Origin of the sequence: Erwinia sp. 198 (genome assembly GCF_003937915.1) — a bacterium.
Classification (GTDB): domain Bacteria; phylum Pseudomonadota; class Gammaproteobacteria; order Enterobacterales; family Enterobacteriaceae; genus Erwinia; species Erwinia aeris.
Genome location: NZ_RHUM01000006.1, coordinates 1 through 16,271 on the forward strand (window position 1 = coordinate 1; position 16,271 = coordinate 16,271).

The 16,271-nt window shown below is 55.6% G+C and carries 14 protein-coding genes, 3 tRNA genes, 1 rRNA gene and 1 pseudogene; 12 read left to right on the forward strand and 7 right to left on the reverse strand.

The features are described 5' to 3' along the window. Positions 1 to 122 precede the first annotated feature (122 nt). The 3 genes from EGK14_RS09750 (at position 123) to EGK14_RS09760 (ending at position 537) form a co-directional block, all read left to right on the forward strand. A tRNA-Thr gene (locus EGK14_RS09750) sits at positions 123 to 198 on the forward strand. A gap of 32 nt (positions 199 to 230) precedes the next feature. Beyond that, positions 231 to 346, forward strand: a 5S ribosomal RNA gene (gene rrf / locus EGK14_RS09755). Positions 347 to 460: 114 nt separating this feature from the next. After that, positions 461 to 537: transfer RNA gene (locus EGK14_RS09760), tRNA-Asp, on the forward strand. A 125-nt stretch (positions 538 to 662) separates the two neighbouring features. Here EGK14_RS09760 and yafC read toward each other — a convergent pair. Beyond that, positions 663 to 1,559 carry a DNA-binding transcriptional regulator YafC gene (gene yafC, locus EGK14_RS09765; protein WP_125288905.1) on the reverse strand — a complete coding sequence of 299 codons (897 nt, stop codon included), beginning with the start codon at positions 1,557 to 1,559 and terminating at the stop codon, positions 663 to 665. A gap of 389 nt (positions 1,560 to 1,948) precedes the next feature. Here yafC and EGK14_RS09770 point away from each other — a divergent pair, with 389 nt between their 5' ends. Next, positions 1,949 to 2,734, forward strand: a complete 786-nt coding sequence (locus EGK14_RS09770) for an endonuclease/exonuclease/phosphatase family protein (RefSeq protein ID WP_125288906.1) — start codon at positions 1,949 to 1,951, stop codon at positions 2,732 to 2,734. A 48-nt stretch (positions 2,735 to 2,782) separates the two neighbouring features. Here EGK14_RS09770 and EGK14_RS09775 read toward each other — a convergent pair whose 3' ends face one another. The 3 genes from EGK14_RS09775 to gloB form a co-directional block, all read right to left on the reverse strand. Beyond that, on the reverse strand, positions 2,783 to 3,037 hold the full coding sequence (locus EGK14_RS09775; protein ID WP_158616040.1) for a cyclase family protein: 255 nt from the start codon (positions 3,035 to 3,037) through the stop codon (positions 2,783 to 2,785). 278 nt (positions 3,038 to 3,315) lie between these two features. After that, positions 3,316 to 4,674 carry a murein transglycosylase D gene (mltD, locus tag EGK14_RS09780; RefSeq protein WP_125288908.1) on the reverse strand — a complete coding sequence of 453 codons (1,359 nt, stop codon included), beginning with the start codon at positions 4,672 to 4,674 and terminating at the stop codon, positions 3,316 to 3,318. 70 nt (positions 4,675 to 4,744) lie between these two features. Further along, positions 4,745 to 5,500 carry a hydroxyacylglutathione hydrolase gene (gene gloB, locus EGK14_RS09785; protein ID WP_125288909.1) on the reverse strand — a complete coding sequence of 252 codons (756 nt, stop codon included), beginning with the start codon at positions 5,498 to 5,500 and terminating at the stop codon, positions 4,745 to 4,747. Positions 5,501 to 5,544: 44 nt separating this feature from the next. Between gloB and EGK14_RS09790 the strand changes: the two genes are divergently transcribed. Further along, positions 5,545 to 6,276 carry a class I SAM-dependent methyltransferase gene (locus EGK14_RS09790; RefSeq protein WP_125288910.1) on the forward strand — a complete coding sequence of 244 codons (732 nt, stop codon included), beginning with the start codon at positions 5,545 to 5,547 and terminating at the stop codon, positions 6,274 to 6,276. Here EGK14_RS09790 and rnhA read toward each other — a convergent pair. Next, a pseudogene (gene rnhA / locus EGK14_RS09795) lies at positions 6,261 to 6,787 on the reverse strand (ribonuclease HI). The gene EGK14_RS09790 and the pseudogene rnhA overlap by 16 nt on opposite strands. On the opposite strand from rnhA, the gene dnaQ reads away from it, so the two are divergent. Then, complete coding sequence (gene dnaQ / locus EGK14_RS09800; RefSeq protein ID WP_125288912.1) at positions 6,780 to 7,514, forward strand: DNA polymerase III subunit epsilon; 735 nt, start codon at positions 6,780 to 6,782, stop codon at positions 7,512 to 7,514. The pseudogene rnhA and the gene dnaQ sit on opposite strands and share 8 nt — an antisense overlap. Positions 7,515 to 7,637: 123 nt before the next feature. After that, a tRNA-Asp gene (locus tag EGK14_RS09805) sits at positions 7,638 to 7,714 on the forward strand. A gap of 68 nt (positions 7,715 to 7,782) precedes the next feature. Here the strand turns inward: EGK14_RS09805 and fsa are convergent. Further along, positions 7,783 to 8,472 carry a fructose-6-phosphate aldolase gene (gene fsa / locus EGK14_RS09810; RefSeq protein WP_125288913.1) on the reverse strand — a complete coding sequence of 230 codons (690 nt, stop codon included), beginning with the start codon at positions 8,470 to 8,472 and terminating at the stop codon, positions 7,783 to 7,785. Positions 8,473 to 8,607: 135 nt separating this feature from the next. Between fsa and EGK14_RS09815 the strand changes: the two genes are divergently transcribed. Together EGK14_RS09815 and EGK14_RS09820 are read left to right on the forward strand one after the other, a co-directional pair. Beyond that, positions 8,608 to 9,507 (forward strand): glycyl-radical enzyme activating protein, encoded by a 900-nt coding sequence (locus EGK14_RS09815; protein ID WP_125288914.1) that lies wholly within the window; start codon positions 8,608 to 8,610, stop codon positions 9,505 to 9,507. A gap of 4 nt (positions 9,508 to 9,511) precedes the next feature. After that, positions 9,512 to 11,944: a formate C-acetyltransferase/glycerol dehydratase family glycyl radical enzyme gene (locus tag EGK14_RS09820; protein WP_125289145.1), complete on the forward strand. Its 2,433-nt coding sequence runs from the start codon at positions 9,512 to 9,514 to the stop codon at positions 11,942 to 11,944. 207 nt (positions 11,945 to 12,151) lie between these two features. Here EGK14_RS09820 and EGK14_RS09825 read toward each other — a convergent pair whose 3' ends face one another. Continuing rightward, positions 12,152 to 13,642: an NCS1 family nucleobase:cation symporter-1 gene (locus tag EGK14_RS09825; RefSeq protein WP_125288915.1), complete on the reverse strand. Its 1,491-nt coding sequence runs from the start codon at positions 13,640 to 13,642 to the stop codon at positions 12,152 to 12,154. Positions 13,643 to 13,787: 145 nt separating this feature from the next. Here EGK14_RS09825 and EGK14_RS09830 point away from each other — a divergent pair, with 145 nt between their 5' ends. From EGK14_RS09830 to puuE, 3 genes are read left to right on the forward strand one after another with little or no spacing between them, the layout of a single operon-like run. Next, positions 13,788 to 14,513: a GntR family transcriptional regulator gene (locus EGK14_RS09830; protein WP_125288916.1), complete on the forward strand. Its 726-nt coding sequence runs from the start codon at positions 13,788 to 13,790 to the stop codon at positions 14,511 to 14,513. Then, entirely contained in the window at positions 14,503 to 15,243 is a 741-nt protein-coding gene (hpxA, locus tag EGK14_RS09835; protein ID WP_125288917.1) for an allantoin racemase, read from the forward strand. The genes EGK14_RS09830 and hpxA overlap by 11 nt, the downstream gene beginning before the upstream one ends. A 30-nt stretch (positions 15,244 to 15,273) precedes the next feature. Next, positions 15,274 to 16,233 (forward strand): allantoinase PuuE, encoded by a 960-nt coding sequence (puuE, locus tag EGK14_RS09840; RefSeq protein ID WP_125288918.1) that lies wholly within the window; start codon positions 15,274 to 15,276, stop codon positions 16,231 to 16,233. The last annotated feature ends 38 nt before the right edge of the window (positions 16,234 to 16,271 follow it).

Genomic DNA, 16,271 nt, shown 5'->3' on the forward strand with positions numbered 1-16,271 from the left:
CAGAAGTGAAACGCCGTAGCGCCGATGGTAGTGTGGGGTCTCCCCATGCGAGAGTAGGGAACTGCCAGGCATCAATTTAAGCATTAAGCGTGACTATCCCGCTTACTGTAAGTAATAAGCGTGCTGATATGGCTCAGTTGGTAGAGCGCACCCTTGGTAAGGGTGAGGTCCCCAGTTCGACTCTGGGTATCAGCACCACTAATATGGCTTGAGTGCGGTAAAAGAATTTGCCTGGCGGCTTTAGCGCGGTGGTCCCACCTGACCCCATGCCGAACTCAGAAGTGAAACGCCGTAGCGCCGATGGTAGTGTGGGGTCTCCCCATGCGAGAGTAGGGAACTGCCAGGCATCAATTAAGAGCAGTAAACGTGAGTAAACCGTTTGCGCTCAGACCTTCCGGTGACGTGGAAAGGGCGAAACACCTGAGATCGGAAAACATTCTGAGTTCAGTACAGAATCGGTGGAGCGGTAGTTCAGTTGGTTAGAATACCTGCCTGTCACGCAGGGGGTCGCGGGTTCGAGCCCCGTCCGTTCCGCCACTTTATATAAGGCCCTGAGCTAACGCTCAGGGCTTTTTTTTGCGTGTAGGCATTGGTAACCGTGCTGCCTGTGTTCTGTCCTTATCCCTCCCGGGACAGGGTACGCCTTTGGCTATCTTTTTTCTTTAAAGCGGATGTTGCCTGAGCCATTCGCTGACAAAATCGATAAAAGAGCGAACGCGTGAGTTAGCCGAGCGATCCCCATAGTAAACCGCGTTAAAAGGCATATCTACCGGCACAAGCTTGTCGGCCATCACCTCAATCAGCGAGCCATCGTTTAAATCTTTATTGATCATAAAGTCCGACAGGCAGGCAATGCCGTTGCCGGCCAGGCACAGCTGTCTGAGCGTCTCGCCGCTGTTTGAGGTACTGGCCGGCGTAATGTCATAAAGCTGCCCTTCTGCATTAGCGATGGGCCAACGGTTCAGGCTCAGAGGCTCGACGAAGCCCAGACAGTCGTGCTGTGCCAGATCCTCTACGGTTTGCGGCGTGCCGAACTGTTGCAGCCAGCCAGGGCTGGCGACTATTTTACGTCGGCTGTTAAACAGCAGGCGTGCGCGAAGGCTGGAATCAGTGAGATTACCGGCCCGGATAGCGATATCTACCTTACGTTCAATCAGGTTGATAAAGGTTTCGGATGAAACCAGAGAGAGGGTAACTTCAGGAAAGCGCTCCCGAAAAGGTTTAATCATCGGCATTAACAGGTGCAGAACCACCGGCGTAGCAGCATCAATACGCAGCGATCCTTTTGGCAGCCTTTTCCGTTCTGCCAGCTCGTTTTCCGCTGCGGACATCTCCTGAAGGATCGCCTGAACCCGCTTGAAGTAGGCTTCGCCTTCCTGGGTTAATTTAATCTGTCGGGTGGTGCGGGTCAGTAGCTCTACCTCAAGCTTGTTTTCCAGCTTTTTTACCGCACGGCTAACGGCAGAATTTGCCATTTTCAGCCGCTCGGCGGCCTTGCTGAAACTGCCGCTTTCCACCACGGCGACAAAAATCGCCAGTTCCTCTGAGTTTGCCTTCATGACTACTTCCTGAACGAAATGCTTTTTTTGGAGCCTGCAGGCGGTAATTAAAGCATGAGGAAGCAGGGGAAGCCAGACAGCCGGTGAAGCTGACTGGCCCACCAGATGGGGTGAGAGCAATAAAGCAGTCCGACGGCGTTGTCTGAAAACGCCCGGTGCTCGTCTGGCCTGTAAAAAGTCAGATCTCGGCACTGTTATGAACGCTATCAGGTACATAACCGGAGCCGGTGCGTTAAATCGACTACAGTTACAGGCGGCGGGCAGACAAAAGTTTGTATTTGCTTACCTTTGGCTGGCACTTATTAGGCGCCTCCGATTGAAACCCGGCCATAAAGTCCCTATAACTGAATGCAGGATCATTGATCAACACGCAGAGGTCAGACGCTAACGTGCGGAAAAAAACTTATGCCATGAGATATGTAGCAGGGCAGCCAGCGGAACGTATTTTTCCGCCGGGCGCCATGCTGCATATGGGCAAAGCGTTACCGCCCGGCGCGCCGCTGACAGAGCACGCTACGCTCCGGGTGCTGGTATGGAATATATTTAAACAGCAGCGCGCCGAGTGGCTTTCGGTATTACAAAACTTCGGTAAAGACGCTCAGCTGGTACTGCTACAGGAAGCACAGACGACGCCAGAGCTGATCCGTTTTGCCACCAGTAACTATCTGGCGGCGGATCAGGTACCGGCATTCGTCCTGCCGCAGCATCCTTCCGGCGTGATGACGCTGGCCGCTGCGCATCCCGTCTACTGTTATCCGCTGCGCGAACGTGAACCGCTGCTGCGGCTGGCTAAATCAGCCCTTGTCACCGCCTATCCGTTACCGGACGGTAAGATGCTGATGGTGGTGAATATCCATGCGGTCAACTTTAGCCTGGGGATCGACGTATACAGCAAGCAGCTTGGCCCTATAGGCGAACAGATTATTCACCATAAAGGGCCGGTGATTATGGCCGGGGATTTTAACGCCTGGAGCCGCCAGCGGATCAATGCGCTTTATTCCTTTGCTCATAATATGGGGCTGCACGAAGTCAACTTTACCGACGACCATCGCCGTAAAGCCTTTGGCAGGCCGCTGGACTTCGTTTTCTACCGCGATATGGGCGTAGCGGAGGCCTCCGTGCTGGTGACGCGTGCTTCCGACCATAATCCTTTGCTGGTTGAGTTCAAGCCTTAATTTGGCACAGAGCCACGGCGCATCCGGCTGACGGCCCCGGCCAGCCGCTCATAAACGCGGTACGATCGGGACGGCAACGCCACTTTTATCGTGGCCGGTACGAAACAGGACGATATCTTTCGCCGCTATTTCGCCGTCTCTGGCTTCCCGGTGCGCGATTGTCGCAAGAGTAATCGCGCTGTTTTGCGGCAAATGAGTCATATCCAGACAGCAATTGCGCCCGGTCAGCTGGCGAATATCAACCTTATCAATGCCTTTTCCGTCCGGTATAAAATGTACCGGCGTGCTGTATGCATACCGCAACGATCGCCGAAGCTCAGCTGACAGTTTTAATTATCGTCGCCTGCGGTAAATGTTTCTGCACGGTTCATGAAAAAACGCCCGTCGCCGGGCCAGACCGGCATGACTTCTTCATAAACGTGGCTGAGTTAATCAGTCGATGCTGGTTCAGCAGCACAATCAAATCATTCGTCGTGGCGTCCTCAGGAGCGTCGGACTGAAGGGCAGTAAAGCACAGGGAGGAGATCGAGAAATGACGGGCATAAAAAAACCAGTCCGAAGACTGGTTTTTAAACTGAGCTTTAGCTGTCAGGCGTAGCGTTGTTGGTGACAAACAGCGTCAGCCTGTCGCCGGGCTGAATATTCGCCGAGCCGCCGCTGTTCCAGCGCAGCAGATCTTTCGTGTTCACGCCGTGACGTTTTGCGATGCTGGCCAGAGAATCACCTTTACGAACCTTATAGGTGATGCTGTTGCCATTATCGGCCAGTCTGGCTGCGCTTTCGCCGCCGCCCAGGCTGAGCGTCTGCCCCGGTTTGATGTTCACGCCGCGCAGGTTATTGGCCTGCTGTAGCGTCTTCACCGACACGTTCAGGCGTTTTGCAATGCCTGACAGGGTATCACCATTACGCACCTTATAAGAGGTGCTGGTACTGGCCAGCGCCGTCGGCTGCACCGCCGCGATATCACCTGTTGCCAGGGAGTTGCGTAGCTGCGCCACGTGCGACTTCGGCACCATGATATAGTGCGGGCCGTTAGGCGCCGTCATACCGCGCTTGTAGCCTGTATTAAAGCTCTTCAGCTTGTTTAGCGACATGCCGGCCATTTCAGCCGCCTGCGTCAGCTCAATCTGCTGCCCCACTTCAACACGCGCCAGCGCACGAGTTTCGTTAGGCTCCGGAAGACGGATACCGTAACGCTTGTTGTTTTTCAACAGCTCGCTTAACGCCAGCATCTTCGGCACATAAACCGTGGTTTCATGCGGAAGCGACAGCGACCAGAAATCCGTTGCCTTACCGCGAGCCTTGTTGCTTTTTATCGCTTTCAGCACGCGACCTTCACCGCTGTTATACGCGGCCACGGTCAGCAGCCAGTCACCGCCGAACATCCCGTTCAGCCGCTGCATCATATCCAGTGCGACTTTGGTAGAGGCGACAATATCGCGGCGACCGTCATACCACTGGTTCTGCTTAAGGCCATAATTACGCCCCGTCTGCGGCACGATCTGCCAGATGCCTGCGGCATTGGCAGAAGAGGTCGCATGAGGATCAAAAGCGCTCTCCACTATGGGTAATAGTACCAGTTCCATCGGCATCTTACGTTGCTTAATCTGCTCGACAATCCAGTACATATACGGCTCAGCCCGTAACGTTACATCGTGGAGATAGCTCTTGTTTCTTAAATACTTTTGTTTTTGTTCGCGTATCCGGGGGTTTTCCGGAACCTTCATCTTCAGCTCGTCGCTAATGAAATTCCACAGATCCTGATCTTTCGTCAGGCTGGTTCCATCGTCCTGCCAGCGTGGCGATAACAACCGATCTGCGTTCTGACTGCTCTGGGCTGAAGACAAACTCTGTGCATGCTGTTCGGGGGCGTCGTGCTTAGGCGCCTGGCACCCCACCAGCAGGACCGAGGCGAGTAGTAATATCGCTTTAGCCTTCATGTGTGTGTCATTGTTCGCTTAAAAGACGAGCAACTATACGTGCTCGGGCTGCGCAACACAACCCGAAAAATCAAAAGTGGTCTTTCTTCTCGCGTAGAGTTGCAAAAACTTGCCATTCTTGTTGCGGAGGTGTTTCTACGCCAATAAATTTTTGTAAATCAGTGTCTTGTGTGCGCAGAAAAACATTTATTTGCCGCTCAAAAGCGAGCGTTACGGGCAATGAAACCGCATTTTTTGCACGTAACTCCTTAATTTCGCGATAATAGCCCGCTATTTTCGTATCCTGGGGCAGCAGCGAGTAGGCAAACTTCATATTTGATAACGTATATTCGTGCGCGCAGCACACCAGCGTCTCTTCCGGAAGTTGATTAAGCTTTTGAAAAGAATTGAACATCTGTTGAGGAGTGCCTTCAAACAGACGTCCACAGCCGCCGGAAAACAGCGTGTCACCGCAGAAAAGATAAGGCGCGCTATAGTATGAGATATGTCCTAAAGTATGTCCCGGTGTGGCAATAACACTAAATTCGAGGCCCAAAATAGCGACCTTATCACCCTCAGCAACCAGACGATTGCTTCCCTTATCTTGTGTCTCTTGCGGACCGTACACCACCAGATCGGGAAAATGTTGCAGAAGTTCTTTCACGCCGCCAACGTGATCGTGATGATGGTGTGTCAGCAGGATCGCCGCTGGTCGCCACTGGTTTTTTGCCATGGCCGTCAGTACCGGCGCCGCTTCGCCCGGATCGACAATCAGGCAGTCGCCCCGATCGTTATTTAATGTCCAGATGTAGTTATCCTGAAAAGCCGGAATGCTGGTAAGATTCATTATCGCCTCGTTGACTGGCCGCAATGGAAAGAAGATGGTAAAGCATGAAGCCCGCTAAAACACGCCATATTCGTCACGTGCCGTATTCCTGGGCGGACATCCCCTGGGGAGACTACTATCGTGACGCGCTGACCCGGCATCTGCAACCCTGTCTGGACAGGCTATACGGTTTTCATTTGCTGAAAATCGGCTCGCTGAGTGCGGAAATCGACACGGCAAGCTGCGCCATTTCGCATCAGGTCAACGTCGGCTTACAGGGCGACAATTTGCAGGTTCTGGCCGACGCCGGCAGCCTGCCTTTTGAATCAAAATCGGTTGATGCCTGTTTACTGGCGCACAGCCTGGCCTGGAGCAGCGATCCGCATCGTATTCTGCGCGAGGTAGATCGCGTTTTGATCGATGACGGCTGGATGATTATCAGCGGCTTCAATCTGTTCAGCGTGCTGGGGACGGGCAAACTGGTGCCCGGTCTGCGCCAACGCGTGCCGTGGAACAGTCGAATGTTTACCCAGACCAGGCTTATGGACTGGCTCAGTCTGTTAAACTACGAGGTGGTGCAGCGCTCGCGCTTTCAGGTGCTGCCGTGGAATCGTCAGGGCGGTAAGGTCATCAGCACGCATCTTCCGGCGCTGGGCTGCCTGAGCATTATCGTTGCGCGCAAGCGGACTTTCCCGTTAACGATGAATCCGGCCAAAAAGGCCGCGGCCCAAAGAAGGCTTGCACCCGCCGTTGGCGCAACCAGCCGGGTGCGTCGACGCCATCAGGATGCTGACTGATAGCCGATGTCTTCAAGTGACGGATTGCCGGCCGCCGCACGCGCCAGTTCATCACAGCGTTCGTTTTCCGGGTGGCCGGCATGGCCTTTTACCCATTCCCAGGTAATTTGATGCTGGCCCAGCGCCGTATCCAGCCGTTTCCAGAGATCGACGTTTTTAACCGGCTTCCTGTCCGCCGTTTTCCAGCCGCGCTTTTTCCAGTTATGGATCCAGCTGGTAATGCCCTGACGCACGTATTGGCTGTCGGTACTGAGCACAACGTCGCATGGTTTGGTCAGCGCTTCCAGCGCGACGATAGCCGCCATCAGCTCCATACGATTATTGGTGGTCAGCTGATAGCCGGCGCTGAACGTTTTCTCGTGCTGGCCGTAACGTAAAATTGCGCCGTATCCGCCCGGGCCAGGATTGCCAAGACAAGAACCGTCGGTGAAAATTTCTACCTGTTTAGGCATCTCTGGTAGACTCCCTGTGAAAAAAAGCCAAGTCTGACATAAACGGGTCCTATGAGCACAGTAAATACAACGCGTCAGATCGTCCTCGATACTGAAACCACCGGTATGAATATGATCGGGGTGCACTATGAAGGGCACCGCATTATTGAAATCGGCGCCGTTGAGGTGGTAAACCGTCGTCTCACCGGCAACAACTTCCATGTTTATCTCAAGCCCGATCGCCTTGTCGATCCGGAAGCGTTCGGCGTACACGGTATCGCCGACGAATTTCTGGCGGATAAGCCGACCTTCGCCGATATTGCCGACGATTTCCTGGCCTATATAGAAGGCGCCGAGCTGGTGATCCATAACGCCTCGTTTGATATCGGCTTTATGGACTACGAATTCGGCAAGCTTGGCCGCAATATTCCCAAAACCGAAACCTTCTGCCAGATTACCGATAGCCTGGCGATGGCGCGCAGGCTGTTTCCCGGCAAGCGCAACAGCCTGGATGCGCTCTGCTCGCGTTATGAAATAGATAACAGTAAGCGAACGCTACACGGCGCTCTGCTTGACTCCGAAATTCTGGCCGAGGTCTTCCTGACCATGACCGGCGGGCAGACGTCGCTGAAGTTTTCGATGGAGGGCGACAGGCAGGAGCAGAGCAACGACGAAACCATCTATCGCATTACGCGTCCGGCTTCCGGCCTGTGCGTGATAGCGGCGACGGACGAAGAGATTGCCGAACACGAATCCCGCCTCGATCTGGTGATGAAGAAGGGCGGAAGCTGCCTCTGGCGTGCCTGAAGACGCTGAAATGTCGCAAAAGTCGAAAAAACAGGCAGTCGATCGGCAGGCTTAAGAAAAAGCATTGACGGGATGCGGGCCGCACCGTAATATTCGCCCCGTTCCCGACGGGGAACAAAGCGCGGAGCGGTAGTTCAGTTGGTTAGAATACCTGCCTGTCACGCAGGGGGTCGCGGGTTCGAGCCCCGTCCGTTCCGCCAAGTATCCGGAAAGCCCGATGCAGCAATGCATCGGGCTTTCGTCATTTCGGCATACGGCCCGTGATTTTTTATTCCTTTCTGCTTTTCTCTTCCTGAATCAGCCTCGCCGTTCCAAAAGCCTTTATCCATTGCTGTTCAAACTGATTGACCGCGGCGGTAACCGCTGGCGCAGAGAGGATCTGTTCGGCCACATCCAGCGGTAATGTTATCGCTTCGCAGCCAGCCAGCATACACTCCAGCGCCTGGCGAGGCGTTTTGAAGCTGGCCGCCAGCACTTTAGCCCCCGGCGCATGCAGCGCAAGAAGCTGTTGAAGTGCTTCTACTGTCTGAATGCCATTTCCGCCCTGGGCGTCAATACGGTTAACGTAAGGCGCGACATACTCCGCGCCAGCCAGCGCCGAAAACAATCCCTGCGCTGCGCCATAAACTGCGGTGCCCAACGTTGGAACAGCCTCTTTTTTCAGCTGCCTGATTGCCGCCAGGCCTTCTGACGTAGCCGGAATTTTTACTACCACATCAGGAAGGATCGCGCGCAGCTGCAACGCTTCCGTCACCATCTCTTCCGCCCGGGCGGCAATAACCTGAGCAAAAATTTTTCCCTGGCCGCCCAGCGCCGCCTGCAACTCAGGTAACAGAATGGATAACGGCGTTTTCCCGCCGGCGACAATAGCCGGATTGGTGGTCACGCCCGCCAGCGGCAGTATCCTCGCTAAACGTTTTACCGCTGCCACATCCGCAGTATCAAGATAGAGTTCCATATAGCTCCTTAAGCCTGTCGACGATCGCAGTTCCGGAATATTACCCGCTGCGTGTACTTGTTTATTGCCCGGGATCAAAGTTGGTTTCGCTTGAAAGTATTTAACTCTTCGTACGTAACATGGCGGAGGCGGTTTATGATTTTTAATATTCAGCGCTATTCCACACATGACGGGCCCGGTATTCGCACCGTGGTGTTTATAAAAGGCTGCTCGCTGAAATGTCGCTGGTGCCAGAATCCGGAAAGCTGCTCGCGCGAGCGGGAAATGCTGTTTGATAAAAGAGCCTGCCTGTCGGGCTGCGAGTTATGCCAGCTGGCCGTGCCGGACGCCATCGTCCGTCAACACGGGCACCTTGTCATTTTCCGGGAGAAGATGCGTTCCAGCCATTTTACCGCACTGGAAAACTGCTGCCCCACCCAGGCGCTGACGATCTGCGGTGAAGAAAAAAGCGCAGAGGAAATTCTGGCCGTAGTCAGGCGGGATAAGCCTTTTTATCAGCGCAGCGCGGGCGGTATAACGCTTTCCGGCGGCGAGCCTTTTATGACGCCAACACTCACCGAAGCGCTCTTACGCCTCAGCCATCAGGAGGGGATCCATACGGCCGTGGAAACCTGTCTGCATGTGCCGTGGCGTTATATCCAGCCCTCGCTGCCCTGGATCGACCTGTTCCTGGCCGACCTTAAACACACTGACGAAGCGCGTTTTCAGGCATGGACGAACGGTTCGGCGAAGCGGGTGCTGGCTAATTTGTGCAAGCTGGCGGAAACGGGCAAGGAGATCGTCATCCGCGTACCGCTTATTCCGGGTTTTAACGCCGATCGGCAGTCGATCCGCAGCATAGTAGATTTTACCGCCGATCGATTACGGGCTAAAGCGATCCATTTCCTTCCCTATCACACGCTGGGTAAAAGCAAATATGCCTTGCTTAATCAGCCTTATCTTGCGCCAGCCAGGCCGCTCGATAATCCGGAAATCTTTGCCTTTGCGCAGTCGTACGCGCGGCAAAAAGGCCTGATGACCACGCTAAGAGGATAAAATGATGACCAGACTCAATCTCAATGTTTTAAGCAGCCGTATAAAAACGCATAAAGAAGCCCTGATCGCTATCAGCAAGCCTCCGGTCTGTACCGAACGCGCGCGGCACTATAGCGAAATCTATCAGCAGCATCAGGATAAACCCGTACCGGTTCGCCGCGCGCTGGCGCTGGCACATCATCTGGCGGAGCGAACGATCTGGATCAGGCACGATGAGCTGATTGTAGGCAACCAGGCCAGCAAAGTGCGCGCCGCGCCCATTTTCCCGGAATATACCGTAGCGTGGATCGAAAAAGAGATTGACGATCTTGCGGATCGTCCCGGCGCTGGCTTTTCTGTTTCTGAAGAGGACAAGCGGGTGCTGCATGAAATCTGCCCCTGGTGGCGCGGCCAGACGGTACAGGATCGCTGCTACGGCATGTTTACTGATGAACAAAAGGCGCTGCTGGCAACCGGTATTATCAAAGCGGAGGGGAATATGACCTCCGGCGATGCCCATCTGGCCGTCAACTTCCCGCTGCTGCTGGAGAAAGGACTGGATGGCCTGCGTGAGAAAGTGGCGGAACGCCGCAGCCGCATCGATCTGACGCATCTGGAAGATCTGCATGGCGAACAGTTTTTGAAAGCCATTGATATCGTTCTTCAGGCCGTAACTGAGCATATCAAGCGCTATGCCACTCTGGCCCGCGAAATGGCGCAGGGAGAGAAGAGTGCCGCGCGCCGTACGGAGCTGCTGACCATCGCGGAAAATTGTGACGTGATCGCCCATCGGCCGCCGCAGACCTTCTGGCAGGCGCTCCAGCTTTGCTATTTTATTCAGCTGATCCTGCAAATTGAGTCTAACGGTCATTCGGTCTCTTTTGGCCGCATGGATCAATACCTTTATCCCTGGTATCGCCGCGACGTGGAGCTGGAACAGCATACGGATCGCGAGCAGGCGATCGAGCTGCTGCAAAGCTGCTGGCTGAAGCTGCTGGAGGTCAATAAAATCCGATCCGGTTCGCACTCCAAAGCTTCGGCCGGCAGCCCGCTTTACCAGAATGTTACTATCGGCGGACAGGATCTGCTGGCGGGCAAGGCGGTGGATGCCGTCAACCCGCTTTCGTGGGCGATACTGGAATCCTGCGGCCGTCTGCGTTCGACGCAGCCGAATCTGAGCGTGCGCTACCATGCCGGAATGAGCGATGATTTCCTGGAAGCCTGCGTGGAGGTTATCCGCTGCGGGTTTGGGATGCCGGCGTTTAACAATGATGAAATCGTTATTCCACAATTTATCCGGCTGGGCGTCTCAGCGGCCGACGCTTATCAGTATGCGGCTATCGGCTGCATCGAAACGGCCGTGGGCGGCAAGTGGGGCTATCGCTGTACCGGGATGAGCTTTATTAATTTCGCCCGCGTCATGCTGGCGTCGCTGGAAGGCGGACGCGACGCCACCAGCGGCAAAACGTTTCTGCCGCAGGACGAAGCGCTTTCCGCAGGCAATTTCGACAGCTTCGATCGGGTTATAAGCGCCTGGGATGAGCAGATCCGCTATTACACCCGCAAATCGATAGAAATAGAGTACGTGGTGGATACGGTACTGGAAGAGAACGCGCACGATATTCTCTGTTCGGCGCTGGTGGATGACTGTATTGAGCGGGCAAAAAGCATCAAGCAGGGCGGCGCAAAATATGACTGGGTATCGGGATTGCAGGTGGGCATCGCCAACCTGGGCAACAGCCTGGCTGCGGTGAAAAAACTGGTGTTTGAGCAGGGAGCGGTAGCGCAGCAGGCGTTAAGCGAGGCGCTGGCTACCGATTTTGACGGTCTGAGCGGCGAGCAGCTACGCCAGCGTCTGATCAACGGCGCGCCCAAATATGGCAACGATGATGATTATGTTGATGCCCTGCTGACGCGCGCTTATCAAACCTATATTGACGAGCTGAAAAATTACGTTAATCCGCGCCATGGCCGTGGCCCCATCGGTGGCGGTTACTATGCTGGCACCTCGTCTATCTCTGCCAACGTGCCTTTTGGCGCGCAGACCATGGCGACGCCGGATGGTCGTAAGGCGGGAACGCCGCTGGCGGAAGGGGCCAGCCCGGCGTCAGGCACCGATCGCCTGGGGCCGACGGCGGTGATCGGTTCAGTCAGCAAGCTGCCCACCGAATCGATTCTGGGCGGCGTTTTGCTTAACCAGAAGCTGAATCCCGCCGCGCTGGATAGTCCGGGCGACAGGCAGAAACTGCTGCTGCTGCTGCGCACTTTCTTTGAGGCGCACAAAGGCTGGCATATTCAGTACAACATCGTCTCGCGGGAAACGCTGCTGGCCGCGAAGGCGCAGCCCGATAATTATCGCGATTTGGTGGTACGCGTTGCGGGATATTCCGCCTTCTTTACCGCGCTTTCTCCCGACGCGCAGGACGATATTATTGCCCGTACCGAACATAGCCTTTGACGGGGCATCGCAGAGTACAGGTCAGGCTTGATTGTGAGCCGATCTGTACTCTTAGCAGACAGAAACTAACTTCAAAAATGGCGAGCCACTACGCTGACGGGTTTAAAGCAGCGCTAAAAACAGAAGCTATCAAATCAGAGGAAGGCGCGCAAAGCTGAACGTTTTAAAGCGAAAGCCTGCCGGTAACAGGCTTTCTGCCCTTATCATTCAGGCTCGTCTTTTTTCTACCGCCGCGTAACGCGGCACAGCGCTTACGCACTCTTCGCGTGCCATCCAGCGATAGCAGCCTGCCGCCAGGGCAACGCCGATAAACCAGCTGAAGTTGGCCACCTCGTGCAGCGAAGGCGAAAAGCTAATCGCCAGCCCAATCAGTACCGAAGGCAGCAGCGCGGCAATCGCCTTAGGATTGAAGCCGCCGCGATACCAGTATTTTCCCTGCGGCGTAGCGTTAAAAAGATCGTCCGTCGAGATTTGTCCGCGTTTGACCAGGTAAAAATCGCACAGCAGGATGCCAAACAGCGGGCCGATAAAGGCGCCCAGCACGTCCAGCGTATAGTGGATAAGCTCGGGCGACTGAAACAGGTTCCACGGCGTCAGCAGCACCGATCCTACGGCAGCAATCATGCCGCCGGTGCGGAAGCTGATCTTCTGCGGCGAGCAGTTGGAAAAATCGAACGCGGGCGAAACGAAGTTGGCGACGATATTGATGCCGATCGTCGCGGTAATCATCGTCAGCAGGCCAACGGCCACCGCCAAATCGCTGCCCACGCGGCTGACCGTTTCAATGGGGTCGGTGATCATATGGCCGAACAGCGACTGTGTGCCGGAAACTATCACCACCGTCACCACGGAAAAAAGCAAAAAATTAAACGGCAGGCCCCAGCGATTGCCGCGGCGGATCGCCTTCATGCTTTTGCCATAGCGCGCGAAGTCGCCAAAATTAAGCAGTGGCCCGGAGAAATAAGAGACGACCAGCGCCGTCGCGGTCACCATCTGCCAGAGCTGCTGGCTGCCGCTGAGCTGTTTCGTGGAGAGCGTAAAGGAAATACTTTCAAAACCCGTTCTGTATACAATCCAGACCGCCAGCAGCACCATTACCACATAGACCGCCGGGCCGGCCACATCGATAAAACGCTTGATCGCCTGCATGCCATGCCAGAACACCAGCGCCTGAGCAAGCCACATAAAACCAAAGCAGAGCCAGCCGAGCTGCGACAGGCCCAGCCAGGAAACCTGCGTCATCGGCGTCAGCGAAGGCCAAAACTTCAGCGTTACCAGCATCAGCGCGTTAGCGGCCAGCCAGGTCTGAATACCATACCAGGCGAACGCGATCAGACCCCGGATCACTGCCGGAATATTGGCACCGAATACGCCAAAGGCCTGACGGCAGACGACCGCATAAGGCACGCCGGTCATCTGACTGGGCTTAGCGATCAAATTAGCGCACAGCTGCACGATGCAAATCCCCGCCAGCAGACAAATCAGCACCTGCCAGCTCGCCAGACCCAGCGTGAAGAAACTGGCCGCCACCACGTAGCCGCCCATGCTGTGCACGTCCGACATCCAGAAAGAAAAGATGTTGTACCAGCTCCAGTTCTGCTCGCGCGTTGGGGCCAGATCCTCGTTGCACAGCCGCGGGCTGTAGCTGGCATGCGCTTCCTCTGCGGACGCCGGAGTAACATGTAGACGCTTTGGCATGAAATCTGCTCCTCAACAATTCAACGAAATAGCAAACGGTTGAGAGAGGTATTGCAGGATCCAGGCCAAAAGTTGAATTCATGTATACAAAATAAGTCAATCGTGTGTACGATTTTAAGCAGGATAAACCTGAGCGGACCAGGAAATGAAAAGTGAAAGCGGCCTGAAAAGGGCTACCGACCTGAATGACAAAGACGAAGCTATCTTTCAGGCGCTGATGAAGGCGATGGTGGAGCGCCAGCTGCCGCCGGGCAGCAAACTGCCGGAAGAAGCGCTTGCCGACGTCTTCGGCGTCAGCCGAACCGGCATCCGTAAAGTGCTGACTCGCCTCGCCGCGGTGCAGATGGTGGTATTAACGCCCAAGCGTGGTGCACAAGTTGCCACGCCTTCGACAGAAGAAGCGCAGGACATCTTCCGTACGCGTGAACTCATCGAATGCGCCAATCTTCCCGCCGTGCTGGCGCACTGTCAGTCCCCGCATCTGGCCGCACTGGAAAAACTGATCCAGCAGGAACAGCAGGCGCATGACGAGCGCGACGGCCCGGCGGCGATCCGGCTTTCCGCCGCGTTCCATATTCAGCTTCAGGCGATCTCCGGTAACCAGGTGCTGACCGAGATGGTGACCCGGCTGACCCAGCGTTCGTCGCTGGTGATTGCGGCCTGGGGCGCGCCGTGGCAGCAGGGTTGCCGCTGTGACGACCACGACAGGCTGATCGGCCTGCTCAGACAAAAAGCGCTGGTGCCGCTTACTGAAGCAATGCGGCAACATTTCGCGCATATAGTAGCGAGCCTGCATTTCGAGCGCGGCGGCGAAACGCTGCCGGATTTTGCCAGTCTGTTCCCCGGTTTTGGAGGCGCAAATGACCGTTAAACAGCTTATTCAGGTTATCAATCCTAATACCAGCCTGGCGATGACCGAAACGATTGGCGAAGCGGCGCGCGCCGTAGCGTCGCCGACGACGGAGATCCTGGCGGTTTGTCCCTCCGAGGGGGTTCCCTCAATCGAAGGACATTTTGACGAGGCCGTCGCCGCTATCGGCGTGCTGGAGCAAATAAAAGCCGGACGCGAGCAGAACGTGTGCGGTCACGTCATCGCCTGCTTTGGCGATCCGGGGCTGCTGGCGGCGCGCGAACTGGCCGCGGGACCGGTTATCGGCATTGCGGAAGCCGCTATGCATATGGCTACGATGGTTGCCACGCGCTTTTCCATCGTCACCACGCTGCCGCGCACCGTTATTATCGCGCGTCATCTTTTACAGCAGTACGGCTTTGAACCGCATTGCGCCGCACTGCATGCTATCGATCTGCCGGTACTGGCGCTGGAGGATGGCACAGGGCTGGCGCAGGAAAAAGTGCGCGAGCGCTGCATCCGGGCAAAAAAAGAGGACGGCAGCGGCGCCATTGTCCTGGGCTGCGGCGGTATGGCCCGGCTGGCGCGGGAACTGACGCAGGAGCTGAATATGCCGGTTATTGACGGCGTGGGCGCGGCGGTAAAAATGGTGGAATCGCTGGTGGCGCTGGGGCTGTCGACCAGTAAGCATGGCGATCTGGACTATCCGCTGCGAAAAAACCTGTCGGGTCAGTTTAAGCGCCTAAACTAAGTTATCTTGCTCTGGAACAGGACTACGATCATGACCGATGCTGATGAAAAGAAAGAGTACAGCTTCAATAAAAACTATCCCCGCGATCTGATCGGCTACGCCGGAAAGCCGCCCCATGCGGCCTGGCCGGATAATGCACGTATCGCCGTGCAGTTTGTTCTGAACTATGAAGAGGGCGCGGAAAACAGCGTGCTGCATGGCGATACCGGCTCCGAGCAGTTTTTATCGGATATTATCGGTGCGGCCAGCTATCCCGAGCGCCATATGTCGATGGAATCGCTGTATGAATACGGCTCGCGCGCCGGTTTCTGGCGCATCCACAGCGAGTTCCAGAAGCGCGGCCTGCCGCTAAGCGTTTTTGGCGTGGCGATGGCGCTGGCACGTCATCCGGAAATCGTCGAGGCGATTAAAAACGCCGATTACGACGTGGTCAGCCACGGCTGGCGCTGGATCCACTATCAGGGGATGGATGCAAAAACCGAGCGGCAGCATATGCAGCAGGCGGTGGATACGCTGACCGATCTTTTCGGCAAAGCGCCAACCGGCTGGTATACGGGACGCGACAGCCCGAATACGCGCAGGCTGGTGGTGGAGCAGGGCGGCTTTACCTACGACAGCGACTATTACGGCGACGATCTGCCGTTCTGGACAAAGGTGACCTGTCAGGACGGGACGGTCAAGCCGCACCTGATCGTACCTTATACGCTGGAAACCAACGACATGCGTTTCGCCACGCCGCAGGGTTTTAACACGGCGGAGCAGTTTTACACCTATCTGAAAGACAGCTTTGACGTGCTGTACGAAGAGGGTGAAACCGCGCCGAAAATGCTTTCCATCGGCATGCACTGCCGTTTGCTGGGCAGGCCTGGCCGCTTCCGCGCATTGCAGCGCTTTCTGGATCATGTGCAGCAGCATGATAAGGTCTGGATCTGCACGCGTCAGCAGATTGCTGACCACTGGATAAAGACGCACCCGGCGCCGGAGGCGTAAGTAAACCTGTCAGGAAGGCATGATGTGCCATCCTGACA